The 15,744-nt window shown below is 60.0% G+C and carries 16 protein-coding genes; 10 read left to right on the top strand and 6 right to left on the bottom strand.

Annotated elements, in window-relative coordinates; all coding sequences use genetic code 11:
* From PMI34_RS09120 to PMI34_RS09135, 4 genes are all read right to left on the bottom strand, one after another.
* Positions 1–591, bottom strand: a complete 591-nt coding sequence (locus tag PMI34_RS09120) for a YceI family protein (RefSeq protein WP_008051804.1) — start codon at positions 589–591, stop codon at positions 1–3.
* Between the two features lie 247 nt (positions 592–838).
* A complete protein-coding gene (locus tag PMI34_RS09125) occupies positions 839–1,162 on the bottom strand; it encodes a hypothetical protein (RefSeq protein WP_008051803.1) in 324 nt (107 codons plus the stop codon).
* Entirely contained in the window at positions 1,159–2,253 is a 1,095-nt protein-coding gene (locus tag PMI34_RS09130) for a serine hydrolase domain-containing protein (protein WP_008051802.1), read from the bottom strand. Before PMI34_RS09130 ends, PMI34_RS09125 begins: the two co-directional genes overlap by 4 nt.
* A gap of 193 nt (positions 2,254–2,446) precedes the next feature.
* Entirely contained in the window at positions 2,447–3,334 is an 888-nt protein-coding gene (locus PMI34_RS09135; protein WP_008051801.1) for an acyl-CoA dehydrogenase family protein, read from the bottom strand.
* A 155-nt stretch (positions 3,335–3,489) separates the two neighbouring features.
* On the opposite strand from PMI34_RS09135, the gene olsB reads away from it, so the two are divergent.
* Positions 3,490–4,245 (top strand): L-ornithine N(alpha)-acyltransferase, encoded by a 756-nt coding sequence (olsB, locus tag PMI34_RS09140; protein WP_008051797.1) that lies wholly within the window; start codon positions 3,490–3,492, stop codon positions 4,243–4,245.
* On the top strand, positions 4,245–5,036 hold the full coding sequence (locus PMI34_RS09145) for a lysophospholipid acyltransferase family protein (protein ID WP_008051795.1): 792 nt from the start codon (positions 4,245–4,247) through the stop codon (positions 5,034–5,036). The genes olsB and PMI34_RS09145 overlap by 1 nt, the downstream gene beginning before the upstream one ends.
* Before the next feature lie 138 nt (positions 5,037–5,174).
* Here PMI34_RS09145 and PMI34_RS09150 read toward each other — a convergent pair whose 3' ends face one another.
* Complete coding sequence (locus tag PMI34_RS09150; RefSeq protein WP_008051794.1) at positions 5,175–5,753, bottom strand: acyl carrier protein phosphodiesterase; 579 nt, start codon at positions 5,751–5,753, stop codon at positions 5,175–5,177.
* Positions 5,754–5,923: 170 nt separating this feature from the next.
* Between PMI34_RS09150 and PMI34_RS09155 the strand changes: the two genes are divergently transcribed.
* From PMI34_RS09155 to PMI34_RS09175, 5 genes are all read left to right on the top strand, one after another.
* Positions 5,924–6,226: an ArsR/SmtB family transcription factor gene (locus PMI34_RS09155; protein WP_008051793.1), complete on the top strand. Its 303-nt coding sequence runs from the start codon at positions 5,924–5,926 to the stop codon at positions 6,224–6,226.
* 96 nt (positions 6,227–6,322) lie between these two features.
* On the top strand, positions 6,323–7,489 hold the full coding sequence (locus tag PMI34_RS09160; RefSeq protein ID WP_008051792.1) for an MFS transporter: 1,167 nt from the start codon (positions 6,323–6,325) through the stop codon (positions 7,487–7,489).
* Between the two features lie 30 nt (positions 7,490–7,519).
* A complete protein-coding gene (locus PMI34_RS09165) occupies positions 7,520–8,569 on the top strand; it encodes an alkene reductase (RefSeq protein ID WP_008051790.1) in 1,050 nt (349 codons plus the stop codon).
* Between the two features lie 239 nt (positions 8,570–8,808).
* The gene (locus tag PMI34_RS09170) at positions 8,809–9,345 is read left to right on the top strand and encodes a hypothetical protein (protein ID WP_008051789.1); all 537 of its coding nucleotides are present in this window, start codon (positions 8,809–8,811) and stop codon (positions 9,343–9,345) included.
* Between the two features lie 32 nt (positions 9,346–9,377).
* Positions 9,378–9,878, top strand: a complete 501-nt coding sequence (locus PMI34_RS09175) for a hypothetical protein (RefSeq protein WP_008051787.1) — start codon at positions 9,378–9,380, stop codon at positions 9,876–9,878.
* 288 nt (positions 9,879–10,166) lie between these two features.
* Here the strand turns inward: PMI34_RS09175 and emhR are convergent, their stop codons facing one another.
* The gene (gene emhR, locus PMI34_RS09180; protein WP_008051785.1) at positions 10,167–10,799 is read right to left on the bottom strand and encodes an efflux system transcriptional repressor EmhR; all 633 of its coding nucleotides are present in this window, start codon (positions 10,797–10,799) and stop codon (positions 10,167–10,169) included.
* A 277-nt stretch (positions 10,800–11,076) separates the two neighbouring features.
* Between emhR and PMI34_RS09185 the strand changes: the two genes are divergently transcribed.
* The 3 genes from PMI34_RS09185 to PMI34_RS09195 form a co-directional block, all read left to right on the top strand.
* A complete protein-coding gene (locus tag PMI34_RS09185; protein ID WP_008051784.1) occupies positions 11,077–12,234 on the top strand; it encodes an efflux RND transporter periplasmic adaptor subunit in 1,158 nt (385 codons plus the stop codon).
* Positions 12,235–12,237: 3 nt separating this feature from the next.
* The gene (emhB, locus tag PMI34_RS09190; RefSeq protein ID WP_008051783.1) at positions 12,238–15,399 is read left to right on the top strand and encodes an efflux RND transporter permease subunit EmhB; all 3,162 of its coding nucleotides are present in this window, start codon (positions 12,238–12,240) and stop codon (positions 15,397–15,399) included.
* A partial coding sequence (locus PMI34_RS09195; RefSeq protein ID WP_008051782.1) for a TolC family protein occupies positions 15,399–15,744 on the top strand: 346 nt, incomplete at its 3' end. The genes emhB and PMI34_RS09195, both read left to right, overlap by 1 nt.

Below are 15,744 nucleotides of genomic sequence, written 5' to 3'. Positions count from 1 at the left end.
TCAGCGCGCCGTGAAAATCAGCACCGCACCCACCGGCACCGAAAGACTGATGGCCGAGAGGCCGGCCATTTTGCGCAACGCTTCCAGCCCTGGAGCCAAATCGAAATCCTCGGCATTGATCACCAGCGGTTCGAGGGTCACCACCTGAAAGCGCCGGTCATCGAGACGGGTCGCCAGCAACTGTGCGTTGTATTCGTGTTGCTTGCCATGCAGGTCGACGGTCAGTGGCAGGCGCAATTCCAGCTGTGCGCCGGGAGCGAGATCGTTGATCGGGCGCAAATCGATTTTCGTGGTGATCAAGGCGTCGGGAAACCGGTCGACCTGGAACAGTTCCTTGCGCATGCGCTCATCGCGCAACGGGATGCCGCTGTTGATCGACTCCAGTTCGACTTCCACCTGCGCCAACCCCTCGGGGTCGACCTTGCCGTGCAACACCAGAAAGCGCTGCACTTCGGAAACATTGGCGTTTTTGGTGCTGACAAACGACAAGCGTGAAGACTCGCCATCCAGGTACCAGTCGGCACGGGCCGACAACGCGGCACCGGTCAGCAGCAGGAAAGCGAGGGTTTGAAGGGTGGAGCGCTTGAACATAGAGACTCGTGGGGCAGATAAACCTGTGCTGAACCTTAACCGGCCCTCAGCGCATTGCAAGCCGTCTATTACTCCAAACCTGCCTTTGTGGCGAGGGAGCTTGCTCCCGCTCGGCTGCGAAGCAGTCGCAAAACCTGCAACCGAGTGCTGTCTGAAGAAACCGAATGGCTGATTTCGGGACGGTGCGGCGGTCCGACAAGCTCCCTCGCCACAATAGCCCTCGCCCGGCCTCACGATTTCATCGCAGTCAGGGTTGCAAGCGACAGCCCTGGCGCTCGCCGATCCACACGGCGCTGTTGCTGCGGCCCATGCCGCTGACCGTTATGCGCTTGGCACTCGGGTCATCGCTAAAGCCGCTGGCGGGCAGCCATTGCTTCACATAGCCGCGGCAGTACCGGGTATCGTTACCCATCACGTAGCGGCACGAACAGTATTCCTTGGCGGTGTAGGCGCTGATGATGTCGGGGAACGCCCACAGCGCCACCCGCTCGTGCCAGACCCAGCCGAGCAAGGCGATCAGCAGGATCAGCAACAGGGAACTGACCGGTCGACGGCGAATGAAACCGCTCATGGCTGCACCTTCCCGGCAAAGGCCTTGAGCGTGAGCTGGAGCAGTTGGTTGTGCCGGTAACTGCCGTCGCGGTCATCGCCGTAGCGGACGATCACCAGTTGTTCACTGGGGATCACATACATCGCCTGACCCCAATGCCCCAACGCGGCGAAGGTGTCGGCGGGGGCATCGGGCCAGGGTCGTGCCGCGCCCCCGACCGCTCGATTGAGCCACCAATGGCCGCCGGGCACCGCATCGTCTTGACCGGCATGATAGTGAGCGAACGGCTCGCGGTTGAACGCCACCCAGTCCCTGGGCAGCAATTGCTTGTCTGCCCAGCGCCCCTCGCGGGCCATCAACAGACCGACCCGGGCCAGATCCCGTGCAGTGAGGTAGGCATAGGACGAAGCGACTAAAGTGCCCGTGGCATCGGTTTCCCACACGGCCTGACGAATGCCCAGCGGTTCGAACAGCGCAGTCCACGGATAGTCCGGATAGCGACTGGGGCCGACGATGGTTTTCAATGCGGCGGACAACAGATTGCTGTCACCGCTGGAGTAGCGAAACGCCTGGCCCGGCGCCGCGTACGCCGTATGGGCCGCGGTGAATTCGGCCATGTCGTGGTGACCACGGGTGTAAAGCATGGCCACCACCGAAGACTTCAGCGGTGCGTATTCGTAGTCTTCTTGCCAGTCCAGGCCCGAGGCCCAGTGCAGCAGGTCGGCCATGGTCATGTCGGGATGCTTTTGCAGGGGCCGATAAAACTTCGCCGCCGGGTCGTCGAGTTTGAACAAACCTTCGCCATAGGCCACGCCGAGGACGGTGGCCATCAGGCTCTTGCTGATCGACCAGGTCAGGTGAGGTGTCTCGGCCGTCGTCGGGCCGGCGTAGCGTTCGTAGATCAACTGGCCGTCGCGGATCACCAGCAAGGCATCGCTGCGAATGCCCTGGCGAGTGATGTCATCACGGGAGGGGAAGGCATAGGCCTCCAGGGCTTGAAACGCCGGACCGGTCGGTGTCGGGGCGGTCGGCCATTGCTCGGCGGGCCAGTTTTCAGCCTGGGCCGTGAGGCTGAGCAACAGCAGGAAAATCAGGGACAAGCCTTTGGACATGGCGGGGGCTCGGAGATTGAACCTGCTGAGCCTAGTCGAGGTTGATGACAGTTCAGAAGTTCATGTTGCCAATCAGGCCGCCATCGTCGGAACGCCGCCCGGACCAAGCCCGCTCCCACAGGGATCTCGCTCACACCAAAGATCCATTGTGGGAGCGGGCTTGGTCCGGGCGGCGTTCCGACGAAGGGGCCAGTCAATTCAACGACAATTCCGCCAATGCCTTGGCCAACCTCTTCCCCCGCGCCCCTCCCGCCAACTCCATCACCGCCTGATCCCGATGCCACATCGCCGCCCACTCTGGAGGCCCTTCAGCCAGCGCCTCATTCACCTCAGCCTTGAGCCCTTCGAACTGCGCAAACAATCCGCCAAGCAACACATGCCCGGCCGGATGGGTCGGTGGCTGGCGGCTGGTTTCCGCACATCCGGCCAACACCGCCAGCAAACGTAGTTGCAAGCCTTGCGGCCAATCGCATTCCTGACCGACGCCATACAGCCACGCCGTCATGGCACTCAGTACATAGATGTCCTCCAGCGTGCGGAACGGTTTGACGTACGCGTCCCAACCATCCCCCGCGAGCAATTCGCACAGCGCGTTATCCAGAAACAAGCGGCCATGGCTGATGTCCGGCATCAACGGGATCGGCGCCAGTTTTTCCACCCGCACACCCGGCTCATCACGATAGATCACCGCCAGGCTCAAGCGTGGATCGGCACCGGGTTCTTCGCTGCGCGCCGCCACCAGCAGCCAGTCGGCGGCATTACCGGCGGTGACGAAATCCTTGCGTCCGCTCAAGCGCAAATCGCTCAACCGGGTTTGCATGTCGGCCGGGCGCAGGCTGCGCTGTTCGGTGGCGCACAGTGCGCCCAGGCTCAGGGGCGCGCTCGGCCAGAGCATGCGCAAGGCCGCCTGATACCCCACCAGAAACGCCAGCCCCGGCGTCGCCATCAACCGCCCGCCAAGCACGGCCAATTCAAACGGCGTGACCGCGCCCAACTGCTGCAACAAGGTCGCGAAACCCTCGGCCAGATCCGGGTTGGCGGGCAAGCGATCACGGCGGTTCAACAGGTTTTGCCAGGGCATGGGAGGCTCCTCGAGGGCTGTCATATAAGCATCACCAAAGCTTAATGGCGATGACACCGGGGCTACATAGCCTGACTTTGCACAACACGGCTAGACAAAGAAAGTCGATTCGCTGTAGCCCAAAGACGGGTGAGCAGCCCGCACGGAGATTCGCCATGACTCAGATCGCCCGCATCAGCGACACCGGCAACGAACGCCGCCTGCAAGCCGAACGCCTGGTGGGCGCAGAGGCATTGCAGGAGGCCCAGGCCTTGCGCTTCAACGTGTTCAGCGGTGAATTCAACGCCAAGCTGAAAGGCGCGGAACTGGGTCTGGACATGGATGACTACGACGCTCACTGCGCCCACATCGGCGTACGTGACCTGAACACCGGGCGTCTGGTGGCGACCACCCGTTTGCTCGACCACACGGCTGCCAGCAGCCTGGGCAAATTCTACAGCGAAGAGGAATTCAGCCTCCACGGCCTGGTGCACCTGCAAGGCCCGATCCTGGAAATCGGTCGCACCTGCGTCGATCCGGCCTATCGTAACGGCGGCACCATCGCCGTGCTCTGGGGCGAACTGGCCGAAGTCCTGAACCAGGGCGGCTACAGCTACCTGATGGGTTGCGCGAGCATTCCGATGCAGGATGGCGGCGTGCAGGCCCACGCGATCATGCAGCGTCTGCGCGAACGCTACCTGTGCACCGAACACCTGCGCGCCGAGCCGAAAAACCCGCTGCCAAACCTGGACATCCCGTCGAACGTGATCGCCGAAATGCCACCGCTACTCAAGGCCTACATGCGCCTGGGCGCGAAGATCTGCGGCGAACCATGCTGGGACGAAGACTTCCAGGTCGCCGACGTGTTCATCCTGCTCAAGCGCGACGAGCTCTGCCCGCGTTACGCCAAACACTTCAAGGCGGCTGTGTAATGAGCCGGTTGCGGGTGTACGCGCGAATCGCGCGAGTGCTGCTGGTGGTAACGCTGGGCCTGGGCATGGCCAGTGTGTTCGGGGTGTTCGAGCGCCTGGGCATGGCCCATTCGATGGCGCGTCGTCAGCGCTGGTCGCGGTTTTTCATGGCCCGCCTGAGCAACGCCCTGCCTTTCGATGTGACCGTGCATGGCGAGCTGCCGAAGACGCCGATGCTCTGGGTCAGCAACCACGTGTCCTGGACCGACATCCCGCTGCTGGGGATGCTCACGCCGCTGTCGTTCCTGTCCAAGGCCGAAGTGCGCACCTGGCCGGTGGCCGGCTGGTTGGCGGCCAAGGCCGGCAGTCTGTTTATCCGCCGTGGCTCGGGTGACAGCCAATTGATCCGCAAGCAGATGACCCGTCACCTGGAACAGGCTCACCCCCTGCTGATGTTCCCGGAAGGCACCACCACCGATGGCCGTTCGCTGCGTACTTTCCACGGCCGCCTGCTGTCCGCCGCCATCGATTCCGAAGTGGCGATGCAGCCGGTGGCGATTCGTTATATGCGTGACGGCGAGCCTTGCGCGCTGGCTCCGTTCATTGGCGACGATGACTTGCTGTCGCACCTGATGCGGTTGTTTGCCAATGACCGTGGCGGCGTGGAGATTCATCTGCTCAAGCCAATCGCTTGCGAAGGCCGGGAACGCGCGGCACTGGCGTTCGAGGCGCAACAGGCGGTGCAGAAGGTGTTGTTCGGGACTGTTGTCGAACCTCAGCGAGCACCGATGCGCCCTGCAATCGCGGCGTGATTCAATCTCCGATTCAACAGTGAACCCTGTGGGAGCGGGCTTGCTCGCGAAGGCGTAGTGTCAGCCGATATCAATGTCGCCTGACACTACGCCTTCGCGAGCAAGTCGGAGCGCCGAACCGCCGCTCCCACACGGGTTTTATGTTGTTGGATAGTTCCGGGCAAAATCCTGTAACTGCGGATAGAACAACCGAAAATCCTCGCTCAACGGCTCATACAACCTCCGCAACTCCTGCATCGCCGCCGCCAGCTCTTCCGGCCGGGTCAGGCGCCGCGAAATCCCGTGCAACACCTGTTCCAGCACTTCGAATTCCTGATACGACCCCAACCAGTCATTGGCCACCATGTGAGGGGCAATCTTCGCCAGCCGCTCCGGCAACTGCCGTTCGCTGGACAGCACGCGATACACGTCTGAAGTGAACAGCTCCAACGGCCGGTCGGCATACAGCGCCCAGTCCCGGGCCAGGCAATGGTCGAAAAACACGTCGAGCACGATCCCCGCGTAGCGACGACGGGTCAGCGAAAAACGCGACAACGCGATGTCCACCAGCGGATGGCGATCGGTGAACACGTCGATGCTGCGGTGCAACTGGATAGCTCCTTCGATTTCCGGAGCGAACTGCCCTTGCAGCCGTCCCTTGACGAAATCGCCATACAGACTGCCGAGCAATTGGCCAGGACGCTGGCCACCAAGGTGTAGATGTGCAAGATAGTTCATGGGCGCAGCTTAGCACCGCCCCCTTGTCTTGTTACACTCAACGTATCGTTATAACTCGATATACCGAAATGTGAGCTGGTCAGAGCCAAATCATATTTGTATATCGCGAAATACCGATTTAAAGTTCGCCTCATCGCGATATAGCGTTTTACACATCACGAGCCCACATCATGACCACCAATCTCGACGAAATAATAAAAGCCCTGGCACACCCAGTACGGCGAGAAATCCTGCACTGGCTCAAGGACCCGACCGTCGAATTTCCCGACCAGTCCCACAGTAACGAGCACGGCGTTTGCGCCGGGCAGATCGATCAACGTTGCGGCCTGTCGCAGTCCACGGTGTCCGCGCACCTGGCGACCCTGCAACGCGCCGGCCTGATCAGCAGCCGCAAAGTCGGCCAGTGGCATTTTTTCAAACGCAATGAGGAAACCATTCAGGAGTTCCTCAAAACCTTCAGTAAAGAGCTCTGATCCTGTGGGGGCGTTCTCAATTGGTTTTCACACAGCGCCGGGAAAACCAATTGAGAACGCCCCCCACGTCAGTCGGCTAAAAAAGGAATTACCCCCATGCCCCTCTCGCTACTCATCCTGGCCTTGAGCGCCTTCGCCATCGGCACCACCGAGTTCGTCATCATGGGCTTGCTGCCCAACGTGGCGGCCGACCTCGGTGTGTCGATTCCCGGTGCCGGCTGGCTGGTGACAGGTTACGCCCTGGGCGTGGCCATCGGTGCGCCGTTCATGGCGCTGGCCACCGCCCGGCTGCCGCGCAAGGCTGCCCTGGTGGCATTGATGGGCATCTTCATTATCGGCAACCTGCTCTGCGCAGTGGCCGGCGACTACAACGTGCTGATGTTCGCCCGTGTGGTCACCGCCCTGTGCCATGGCGCCTTCTTCGGTATCGGCTCGGTGGTGGCTGCCGGCCTGGTGCCTGCGAACAAACGCGCTTCGGCCGTGGCCCTGATGTTCACCGGCCTGACCCTGGCCAACGTCCTTGGCGTACCGCTGGGCACCGCCCTCGGCCAGGAAGCCGGCTGGCGTTCGACCTTCTGGGCCGTGACCGTGATCGGTGTGATCGCGCTGATCGGTCTGATCCGCTTCCTGCCCGCCAAGCGCGATGAAGAAAAACTCGACATGCGCGCCGAACTGGCCGCACTCAAGGGCGGCGGCATCTGGCTGTCCCTGAGCATGACCGCGCTGTTCGCCGCCTCGGTGTTCACCCTGTTCACCTACGTTGCGCCGCTGCTGGGTGAAGTGACCGGCGTCTCGCCCCGTGGCGTGACCTGGACCCTGATGCTCATCGGCCTGGGCCTGACGGTCGGCAACATCATCGGCGGCAAGCTGGCCGACAAAGGCATGGCCGCGACGCTGATCGGCGTGTTCATCACCATGGCCGTGGTGTCCACCGTGCTGACCTGGACCAGCGTTGCGCTGATCCCGACCGAAATCACCCTGTTCCTCTGGGCCACCGCGTGCTTCGCCGCCGTACCGGCGCTGCAAGTGAACGTGGTGACCTTCGGCAAGGCCGCACCGAACCTGGTGTCGACCCTGAACATCGGCGCTTTCAACATCGGCAACGCCCTGGGTGCCTGGGTCGGCGGCAGTGTGATTGCCCATGGCTTCGGCCTGACCAGCGTGCCGCTCGCGGCAGCCGTACTGGCGGTACTCGCCCTGCTGGTGACCCTGATTACTTTCCGTCAGAGCGGCAATCCCGAGCTGGCACCTGCTACCAACTGATCAACCATTACCTCACGAGGGCTGCAATAAATGACGTCTATTTTCGATCCGATCAAACTGGGCGACCTCGAGTTGGCCAACCGCATCATCATGGCGCCACTGACCCGCTGCCGCGCCGACGAAGGTCGCGTGCCCAACGCGCTGATGGCCGAGTACTACGTGCAACGCGCCTCCGCCGGCCTGATCCTCAGCGAGGCCACTTCGGTCACGCCGATGGGCGTCGGCTACCCGGACACCCCGGGCATCTGGTCCAACGACCAGGTGCGCGGCTGGTCCAACGTGACCAAGGCGATCCATGGCGCGGGCGGCAAGATCTTCCTGCAACTGTGGCACGTGGGTCGCATTTCCCACGGTTTGTACCTGAACGATGAAGCCCCGGTCGCCCCGAGCGCCATCCAGCCCAAGGGCCACGTCAGCCTGGTTCGCCCGTTGGCCGACTTCCCGGTGCCGCGCGCTCTGGAAACCGCTGAAATCGCCGACATCGTCGACGCTTACCGCGTCGGTGCCGAGAACGCCAAGGCCGCCGGCTTCGACGGTGTGGAAATCCATGCTGCCAACGGTTACCTGCTCGACCAGTTCCTGCAAAGCAGTACCAACCAGCGCACCGACAACTACGGTGGCTCCCTGGAAAACCGCGCCCGCCTGCTGCTGGAAGTGACTGACGCGGCGATCGAAATCTGGGGCGCCGGCCGTGTCGGCGTGCATCTGTCGCCACGTGCGGACCTGCATGACATGGGCGACGACAACCTGGCCGAAACCTTCACCTACGTCGCTCGCGAACTGGGCAAGCGTGGTATTGCCTTCATCTGCTCGCGGGAAAAAGAAGGTGCCGACAGCCTCGGCCCACAACTCAAGGAAGCCTTCGGCGGCCCTTACATTGCCAACGAGCGTTTCACCAAGGACAGCGCCAACGCGTTGCTCGCCAGCGGCCAGGCCGATGCAGTCGCCTTCGGCGTACCTTTCATTGCCAACCCTGACCTGCCGGCACGCTTGCAGGCCGACGCGCCGCTGAACGAAGCGCGCCCGGAACTGTTCTACGCCAAGGGCCCGGTCGGTTACATCGACTACCCGACGCTATAATTAACACCTTCTTGTTTTAAAGGCCTCCGCGCTCTTGCGCCGAGGCCTTTTTTGTCCGAAAAATTAAACAATACTGCTTTTACCAACCCTCTCAATTTCCCGCCATCAAGCACTCCATCCACTTCAAGCAAGATAAACTAACAACTCACTTCAGCCCGCTTATTGAATAACCGCCCATCACGAACAACAATGACTTAAACCCATTGACGCCCAAGCACTACTTAAATGGAATTAAGCCAATGCCTTCACTCGCAAAACTCATAAAGATCACTCTGACAGGGCTGACACTCGCCCTCATGACAAGCAGCTCCAGCTTTGCTTCAAACGAAAAGCATAAACCACTCATTGAATCCGAAGACCCGGACACAACGACTATTCACTACCACTTTAAAAACCTCACAAACAACACAATGAAGCTTTCAAAGCCTACAAAAAAACAAAGCAACTCCTCCTACCCCATCAGTGAGTTCGATGTCCCCGCCAAGGGCCGATCCGAATATGCAGCTGACTTCCCAAAATTCTTCAGCTCTATTGCTTTCGGTAAAGCGACCGAGTTGACAGAAACATTTGCCTACGTTTCGGGAAACAAAGAATGTCTATACACAGCATCCATTGAAGTCAGGCTGGAAAAACAAGGGGACGATGTCAAACGAGTGCCCCATTGGTCGGGCAATGGCAAATCAACGGGTGCTGAAGCGGCTGACTGCGCAACTGAAATTCTTGAAGTGAAAAATAGCTACCCAAATAGTATGAGCATTGAGTTCACCATGGAATAACCCCCGCACCTCCCATCTACGAGCAACCAAAAATGCACACTTACAAACTGCCAATACTTGCATTGCTTTTATTTTACTCAATCAATGCAAACAGCATGACCGACACCGTCATCACCCTAAAACTATCGAACAATACTTTCGGCACGTTAAAACTGAAGAACATTTCGGGCCTGGAAGTTCCGTTGAATGGTCCTTTAATCACATTTAACGTCGGACCAGGCACCAAAGAATTCCTCGACATACCCTATCCCAGACCCTTTACACTCGACAAATCAGGCTGGCAACCTCGCAGGCAAAAAATTGCACCTGTCAGCCTCGACCTGGAATATGAGGTGCATGGTTATCGATGCCGACTGAAAACCCGGATGGATGCTCCGGTTGGTTACGGCGTTTTAGAACCTGACTACAAACCTGACTGGAAGATAACAGTCGAACCATCAGGAAATGGCCAGTACAAATGCAACGCGACGATCTCAAAAAAGATGACGAAGCCACCCTTCAGTTACATGGTTGACTTTAGTATCAGTAAATAGACATCGTAATAAGTCGGAGGGGAACGTCCCGACCTTTGTGCCACTCCCTCCGACCTCCCCTGCGCCCCGAGATCAGTTCACAAACCGATGTCCGCACGGTGCAAAAAACGGAAGACTCACATTCGCTCACAGACTCGACACAAATTCCCTACAAATTACTGAGCTTGCTACCTGTCAACCTGCCGACTGTAAGTATATAAAAGCACCCCATTGCCGAAGGGCGCGTGAAGAACTGTTCATCTGCGGCCTTGGTGGTTGACACACAAGGCACCAATTACGCATTTTGCTTTATTTGCGCAGGCTGGGGCTGAAGCGCAACAGATCCAGCCCGGTATCGACCCAACGCTCGGCTTCGGCGTGCAGTTCAAAACTGTCGGGGGCCAGCAACCACTGGTACAGGATGCCGTCAATGTAAGCATGCAAGCTGATCGCGGCGCGGGCGGTGTCGAGGTTTTCCGGCAACTGGCCGCGATTCACGGCATTACTCAGGGCCAGGCCGATCCGCACATTGCATTCGAGGCTGGCTGACACTCGTTGTTGGCGCAGGTCGCACATTTCATCGGTGAATTCGCACTTATGAAAAAGAATCTCATTGATGCGTCGGGTTTTCGGGTCCAGCGCAATTTGATGAAACAAATGAATCAACAGCTTGCGCATGCAGCCCAGGGGATCGAGTTCGTCTTCGCTTTCGCTGGCCTTGGCCATTTCTTCCAGGGGCTCATGCAAGGTGTCGAGCATGGCCTGCACCAGATCCGCCTTGTTGCTGAAATGCCAGTAGATGGCCCCTCGAGTGACACCGGCCAGGGTTGCGATGTCCGCCAGGGTCGTGCGCGCCACGCCTCGCTCGTAAAAGGCCTTTTCGGCCGCCACGAGAATTTGCGCGCGGGTTTCCTGAGCTTCCTCTTTGGTACGACGGACCATGGCAGTACAACCTCAATCAGGGTGACTCAGCGATGCCTGAACATCGGCTGAATAAAAGTGGGGCGAACGTTCTGGGGGTTCGTCCCCGGCCTACAATTCCAACCTTTCAACGACTTGTGTAACGGCCGGTGTAACGACATTGATACGCAGCCTGGGTATTTACAAACAGCCATGTACGTAAGTATATTACTTAGCAAGCTACTTATCCACTCGGCAAACAAATTTCAACCTTCCACCTTTCTAGTGCGCACCTTGCGCGCCTGACCCGAGGATTTTCATGCAATTCAAGCCAGCTGTTACCGCTCTGGTCGCCGCCGTCGCCCTGGCATCGCTGCTCAGCGGATGCAAAAAGGAAGAGGCAGCACCGGCCGCCCCACCGCCTCAGGTCGGCGTCGTGACTCTGCAACCGCAAGCTTTCACTCTGACTTCCGATCTGCCCGGCCGTACCAGCGCGTTCCGCATCGCCGAAGTCCGCCCGCAGGTCAACGGCATCATTCTCAAGCGCCTGTTCAAGGAAGGCAGTGACGTCAAGGCCGGCCAGCAGCTCTATCAGATCGACCCGTCGATCTATGAAGCAACGCTCGCCAGCGCCGAAGCCAACCTGCGTTCGACCAAGTCGATTTCCGACCGCTACAAGCAACTGGTCGACGAACAAGCCGTAAGCCGTCAGGAATACGACACCGCCGTGGCCAACCGCCTGCAATCGGAAGCCGCGCTGCAAACCGCACAGATCAACGTGCGCTACACCAAGGTCTATGCCCCGCTGACCGGCCGCATCGGCCGCTCCTCGGTAACCGAAGGCGCGCTGGTGAGCAATGCCCAGGTCGACGCGATGGCGGTGATCCAGCAAATCGACCCGATCTACGTCGACGTGACACAGTCCTCGGTCGAGTTGCTGCAACTGCGCCGTGAGCTGGAAAGCGGTCGCCTGCAAAAGGCCGGCGATAACGCAGCCTCGGTCAAGCTGACCCTCGAAGACGGCAGCGAGTACAAGCTGGACGGCAAGCTGGAGTTCTCCGAAATCTCGGTTGACCAGACCACCGGTTCCGTCACCCTGCGCGCGATTTTCCCGAACCCTGATCACACCCTGTTGCCTGGCATGTTCGTGCACGCCAAGTTGCTGGCCGGTGTGAACAGCGCGGCGATCCTGGCCCCGCAGCAAGGCGTCACCCGCGACCTCAAGGGGACGCCAACCGCACTGGTTGTCGGCCCGGACAACAAGGTCGAACTGCGTCAACTCAAGGCCAACCGCACCGTCGGCAATCAATGGCTGATCGAAGACGGCCTGAAGGCCGGCGATCGCCTGATCACCGAAGGTTTGCAATTCGTCAAACCCGGCATCGAAGTCAAGGCCAGTGAAGCGACCAACGTAGCCGCAATGAACCCGGCCCCCGCCCAGGCAGCTGATAAAGCCTCTGGCGGCAAAGGGGAGTAAATCATGTCGAAATTTTTTATCGACCGTCCGATTTTCGCCTGGGTAATTGCCCTGGTGATCATGTTGGTCGGGGCACTATCGATCCTCCGGTTGCCGATCAACCAGTACCCGAGCATTGCACCACCCGCGATCGCCATCTCCGTGGCCTACCCGGGTGCTTCGGCACAAACGGTTCAGGACACCGTGGTTCAGGTGATCGAGCAACAGCTCAACGGTATCGACAACCTGCGTTATGTCTCGTCGGAAAGTAACTCCGACGGCACCATGACCATTACCGCGACCTTCGAGCAAGGCACCAACTCCGACACCGCGCAGGTTCAGGTCCAGAACAAGCTGAACCTGGCCACCCCGCTGCTGCCGCAGGAAGTGCAACAGCAAGGTATCCGCGTCACCAAGGCGGTGAAGAACTTCCTGTTGGTGATCGGCGTGGTGTCGCGTGACGGCAGTATGACCAAGGACGACTTGTCCAACTACATCGTGTCGAACATGCAGGACCCGATCTCGCGGACCGCCGGTGTCGGCGACTTCCAGGTGTTCGGTTCCCAGTACGCCATGCGTATCTGGCTCGACCCGGCCAAGTTGAACAACTACAACCTGACCCCGATCGATGTCAAAACCGCCATCGCCGCGCAGAACGTCCAGGTATCGTCCGGCCAGCTCGGCGGCCTGCCTGCCCTGCCCGGCACCCAGCTGAACGCGACGATCATCGGCAAGACCCGCCTGCAGACCGCGGAGCAATTCGACAAGATTCTGCTCAAGGTCAACAAGGACGGTTCCCAGGTTCGCCTCAGAGATGTCGCTGAAGTCGGTCTGGGCGGCGAGAACTACAGCATCAACGCCCAGTTCAACGGCGCCCCGGCTTCCGGCCTGGCGGTGAAACTGGCCACCGGTGCCAACGCTCTCGATACCGCCAAGGCCTTGCGTACCACCATCGACAGCCTCAAGCCGTTCTTTCCTGAAGGGATGGAAGTGGTGTTCCCGTATGACACCACTCCGGTAGTAACGGAATCGATCAAGGGCGTGGTTCACACCCTGGTCGAAGCGGTTGCGCTGGTGTTCCTGGTGATGTTCCTGTTCCTGCAGAACTTCCGTGCCACCATCATCACCACAATGACCGTACCGGTGGTATTGCTCGGTACGTTCGGCATCCTCGCGGCCGCCGGTTTCAGCATCAACACCCTGACCATGTTCGGCATGGTGCTGGCCATCGGCTTGCTGGTGGACGACGCCATCGTCGTGGTGGAAAACGTCGAGCGGGTGATGAGCGAAGAAGGCCTGTCACCCAAGGAAGCCACCAAGAAGTCCATGGGGCAGATCCAGGGCGCACTGGTCGGTATCGCCCTGGTGTTGTCGGCGGTTCTGCTGCCGATGGCGTTCTTCAGCGGTTCCACCGGTGTGATCTACAAACAGTTCTCGATCACCATCGTCTCGGCCATGGCCCTGTCGGTACTGGTCGCACTGATCTTCACCCCGGCGCTTTGCGCCACCATGCTCAAGCCGATTCCCAAAGGCGAGCACGGCGTACCCAAGCGCGGTTTCTTTGGCTGGTTCAACCGCAATTTCGACCGCGGCGTTCGCAGCTACGAACGCGGTGTCGGCAATATCCTGCAGCGCAAGATCCCGTATCTGCTGGCGTACCTGCTGATCGTGGTGGGCATGATCTGGCTGTTCGCCCGCATTCCAACGGCGTTCCTGCCGGAAGAAGACCAGGGTGTACTGTTCGCCCAGGTGCAGACCCCGGCCGGTTCGACGTCCCAACGCACCCAGGTGGTCGTGGACGAAATGCGTGAATTCCTGCTGCGCCCTGGCAAGGATGGCGGTGAAGGCGATGCGGTGAACTCGGTGTTTACCGTGACCGGCTTCAACTTCGCCGGCCGTGGCCAGAGTTCGGGCATGGCGTTCATCATGCTGCGCCCGTGGGACGAACGTAACGCCGACAACAACGTGTTCAAGGTCGCGGCCCGTGCCCAGCAGCACTTCTTCACCTTCCGCGATGCCATGGTGTTCGCCTTCGCGCCACCGGCGGTACTGGAACTGGGTAACGCCACCGGTTTCGACGTGTTCCTGCAGGACCGTGCCGGTATCGGCCACGAAAAACTGATGGAAGCGCGCAACCAGTTCCTCGGCATGGCCGCACAAAGCAAGATTCTGTCTCAGGTGCGTCCGAACGGCCTGAACGACGAACCGCAATACCAGCTGGAAATCGATGACGAGAAGGCCAGTGCCCTGGGCGTTACCATCGCTGACATCAACAACACCCTGTCGATTGCCCTGGGCAGTAGCTACGTCAACGACTTCATCGACCGTGGTCGGGTGAAGAAGGTTTACGTGCAAGGCCAGCCAGGCGCTCGAATGGGCCCTGAAGACCTGCAGAAGTGGTACGTGCGCAATAGCGCCGGCACCATGGTTCCGTTCTCGGCGTTTGCCAAGGGCGAGTGGATTTACGGTTCGCCGAAACTGGCCCGCTACAACGGCGTGGAAGCGATGGAAATCCTCGGTGCCCCGGCGCCAGGCTACTCCACCGGTGAAGCCATGCTCGAAGTCGAAGCCATTGCCAAAAAACTGCCGGCGGGTGTCGGTATTTCCTGGACCGGCCTGTCGTACGAAGAACGTCTGTCCGGTTCACAAGCGCCAGCGCTGTACGCCCTGTCGCTGCTGATGGTGTTCCTGTGCCTGGCGGCATTGTATGAAAGCTGGTCGATTCCGATCGCAGTGATGTTGGTGGTACCGCTGGGGATCATCGGTGCACTGATGGCCACCAGCCTGCGCGGTTTGTCCAACGACGTGTACTTCCAGGTAGGTTTGTTGACGACTATCGGTCTGGCGGCGAAAAACGCCATTCTGATTGTCGAATTTGCCAAGGAACTGCATGAACAAGGGCGTAGCCTGCGCGATGCGGCGATCGAGGCGTGCCGCATGCGTCTGCGACCGATCATCATGACCTCGCTCGCCTTCGTTCTCGGTGTGGTACCACTGGCGATATCCACGGGCGCAGGTTCCGGTAGCCAGCATGCAATCGGTACCGGCGTGATCGGCGGTATGATCACGGCGACTGTGCTGGCGATCTTCTGGGTCCCGCTGTTCTTCGTCACCGTGTCGTCCATAGGCCAGCGCAAAATCGCCGACCAGGATGACGCTACTGAAACTCCTAAAGAGGCTGGCTAATGAGCAAGTCGCTACTCTCCCTGGCAGTCGCCGCCTTCGTGCTCGGTGGCTGCTCGCTGATACCTGATTATCAGCAGCCCGAAGCGCCGGTGGCGGGCCAGTACCCGCAGGGCCTGGCGTACTCGCCGGCCCAGGCACCGGCGCAAGCGGCTGCCGAGCAGGGCTGGAAGCAGTTTTTCCATGACCCGGCGCTGCAACAGCTGATCCAGGTTGCCCTGGAAAACAACCGTGACCTGCGTGTCGCGGCCCTGAACATCGACGCGTTTGCGGCTCAGTACCGCATCTCCCGTGCCGATCTGTTCCCGGCCGTCTCGGCCAACGGCACCGGCAGCCGTCAGCGGCTTT

Source organism: Pseudomonas sp. GM74 (genome assembly GCF_000282455.1).
In the GTDB taxonomy this organism is placed as follows: domain Bacteria; phylum Pseudomonadota; class Gammaproteobacteria; order Pseudomonadales; family Pseudomonadaceae; genus Aquipseudomonas.
The sequence above is the reverse complement of the archived record's forward strand: the minus strand, read 5'-3'. Positions and strand labels throughout refer to the sequence as shown.

What these genes read in the sequence shown, in the direction of transcription:
- PMI34_RS09120 (WP_008051804.1), bottom strand. Translation starts at nt 591, where the DNA reads ATGTTCAAGCGCTCCACCCTTCAAACCCTCGCTTTCCTGCTGCTGACC.
- PMI34_RS09125 (WP_008051803.1), bottom strand. Translation starts at nt 1,162, where the DNA reads ATGAGCGGTTTCATTCGCCGTCGACCGGTCAGTTCCCTGTTGCTGATC.
- PMI34_RS09130 (WP_008051802.1), bottom strand. Translation starts at nt 2,253, where the DNA reads ATGTCCAAAGGCTTGTCCCTGATTTTCCTGCTGTTGCTCAGCCTCACG.
- PMI34_RS09135 (WP_008051801.1), bottom strand. Translation starts at nt 3,334, where the DNA reads ATGCCCTGGCAAAACCTGTTGAACCGCCGTGATCGCTTGCCCGCCAAC.
- olsB (WP_008051797.1), top strand. Translation starts at nt 3,490, where the DNA reads ATGACTCAGATCGCCCGCATCAGCGACACCGGCAACGAACGCCGCCTG.
- PMI34_RS09145 (WP_008051795.1), top strand. Translation starts at nt 4,245, where the DNA reads ATGAGCCGGTTGCGGGTGTACGCGCGAATCGCGCGAGTGCTGCTGGTG.
- PMI34_RS09150 (WP_008051794.1), bottom strand. Translation starts at nt 5,753, where the DNA reads ATGAACTATCTTGCACATCTACACCTTGGTGGCCAGCGTCCTGGCCAA.
- PMI34_RS09155 (WP_008051793.1), top strand. Translation starts at nt 5,924, where the DNA reads ATGACCACCAATCTCGACGAAATAATAAAAGCCCTGGCACACCCAGTA.
- PMI34_RS09160 (WP_008051792.1), top strand. Translation starts at nt 6,323, where the DNA reads ATGCCCCTCTCGCTACTCATCCTGGCCTTGAGCGCCTTCGCCATCGGC.
- PMI34_RS09165 (WP_008051790.1), top strand. Translation starts at nt 7,520, where the DNA reads ATGACGTCTATTTTCGATCCGATCAAACTGGGCGACCTCGAGTTGGCC.
- PMI34_RS09170 (WP_008051789.1), top strand. Translation starts at nt 8,809, where the DNA reads ATGCCTTCACTCGCAAAACTCATAAAGATCACTCTGACAGGGCTGACA.
- PMI34_RS09175 (WP_008051787.1), top strand. Translation starts at nt 9,378, where the DNA reads ATGCACACTTACAAACTGCCAATACTTGCATTGCTTTTATTTTACTCA.
- emhR (WP_008051785.1), bottom strand. Translation starts at nt 10,799, where the DNA reads ATGGTCCGTCGTACCAAAGAGGAAGCTCAGGAAACCCGCGCGCAAATT.
- PMI34_RS09185 (WP_008051784.1), top strand. Translation starts at nt 11,077, where the DNA reads ATGCAATTCAAGCCAGCTGTTACCGCTCTGGTCGCCGCCGTCGCCCTG.
- emhB (WP_008051783.1), top strand. Translation starts at nt 12,238, where the DNA reads ATGTCGAAATTTTTTATCGACCGTCCGATTTTCGCCTGGGTAATTGCC.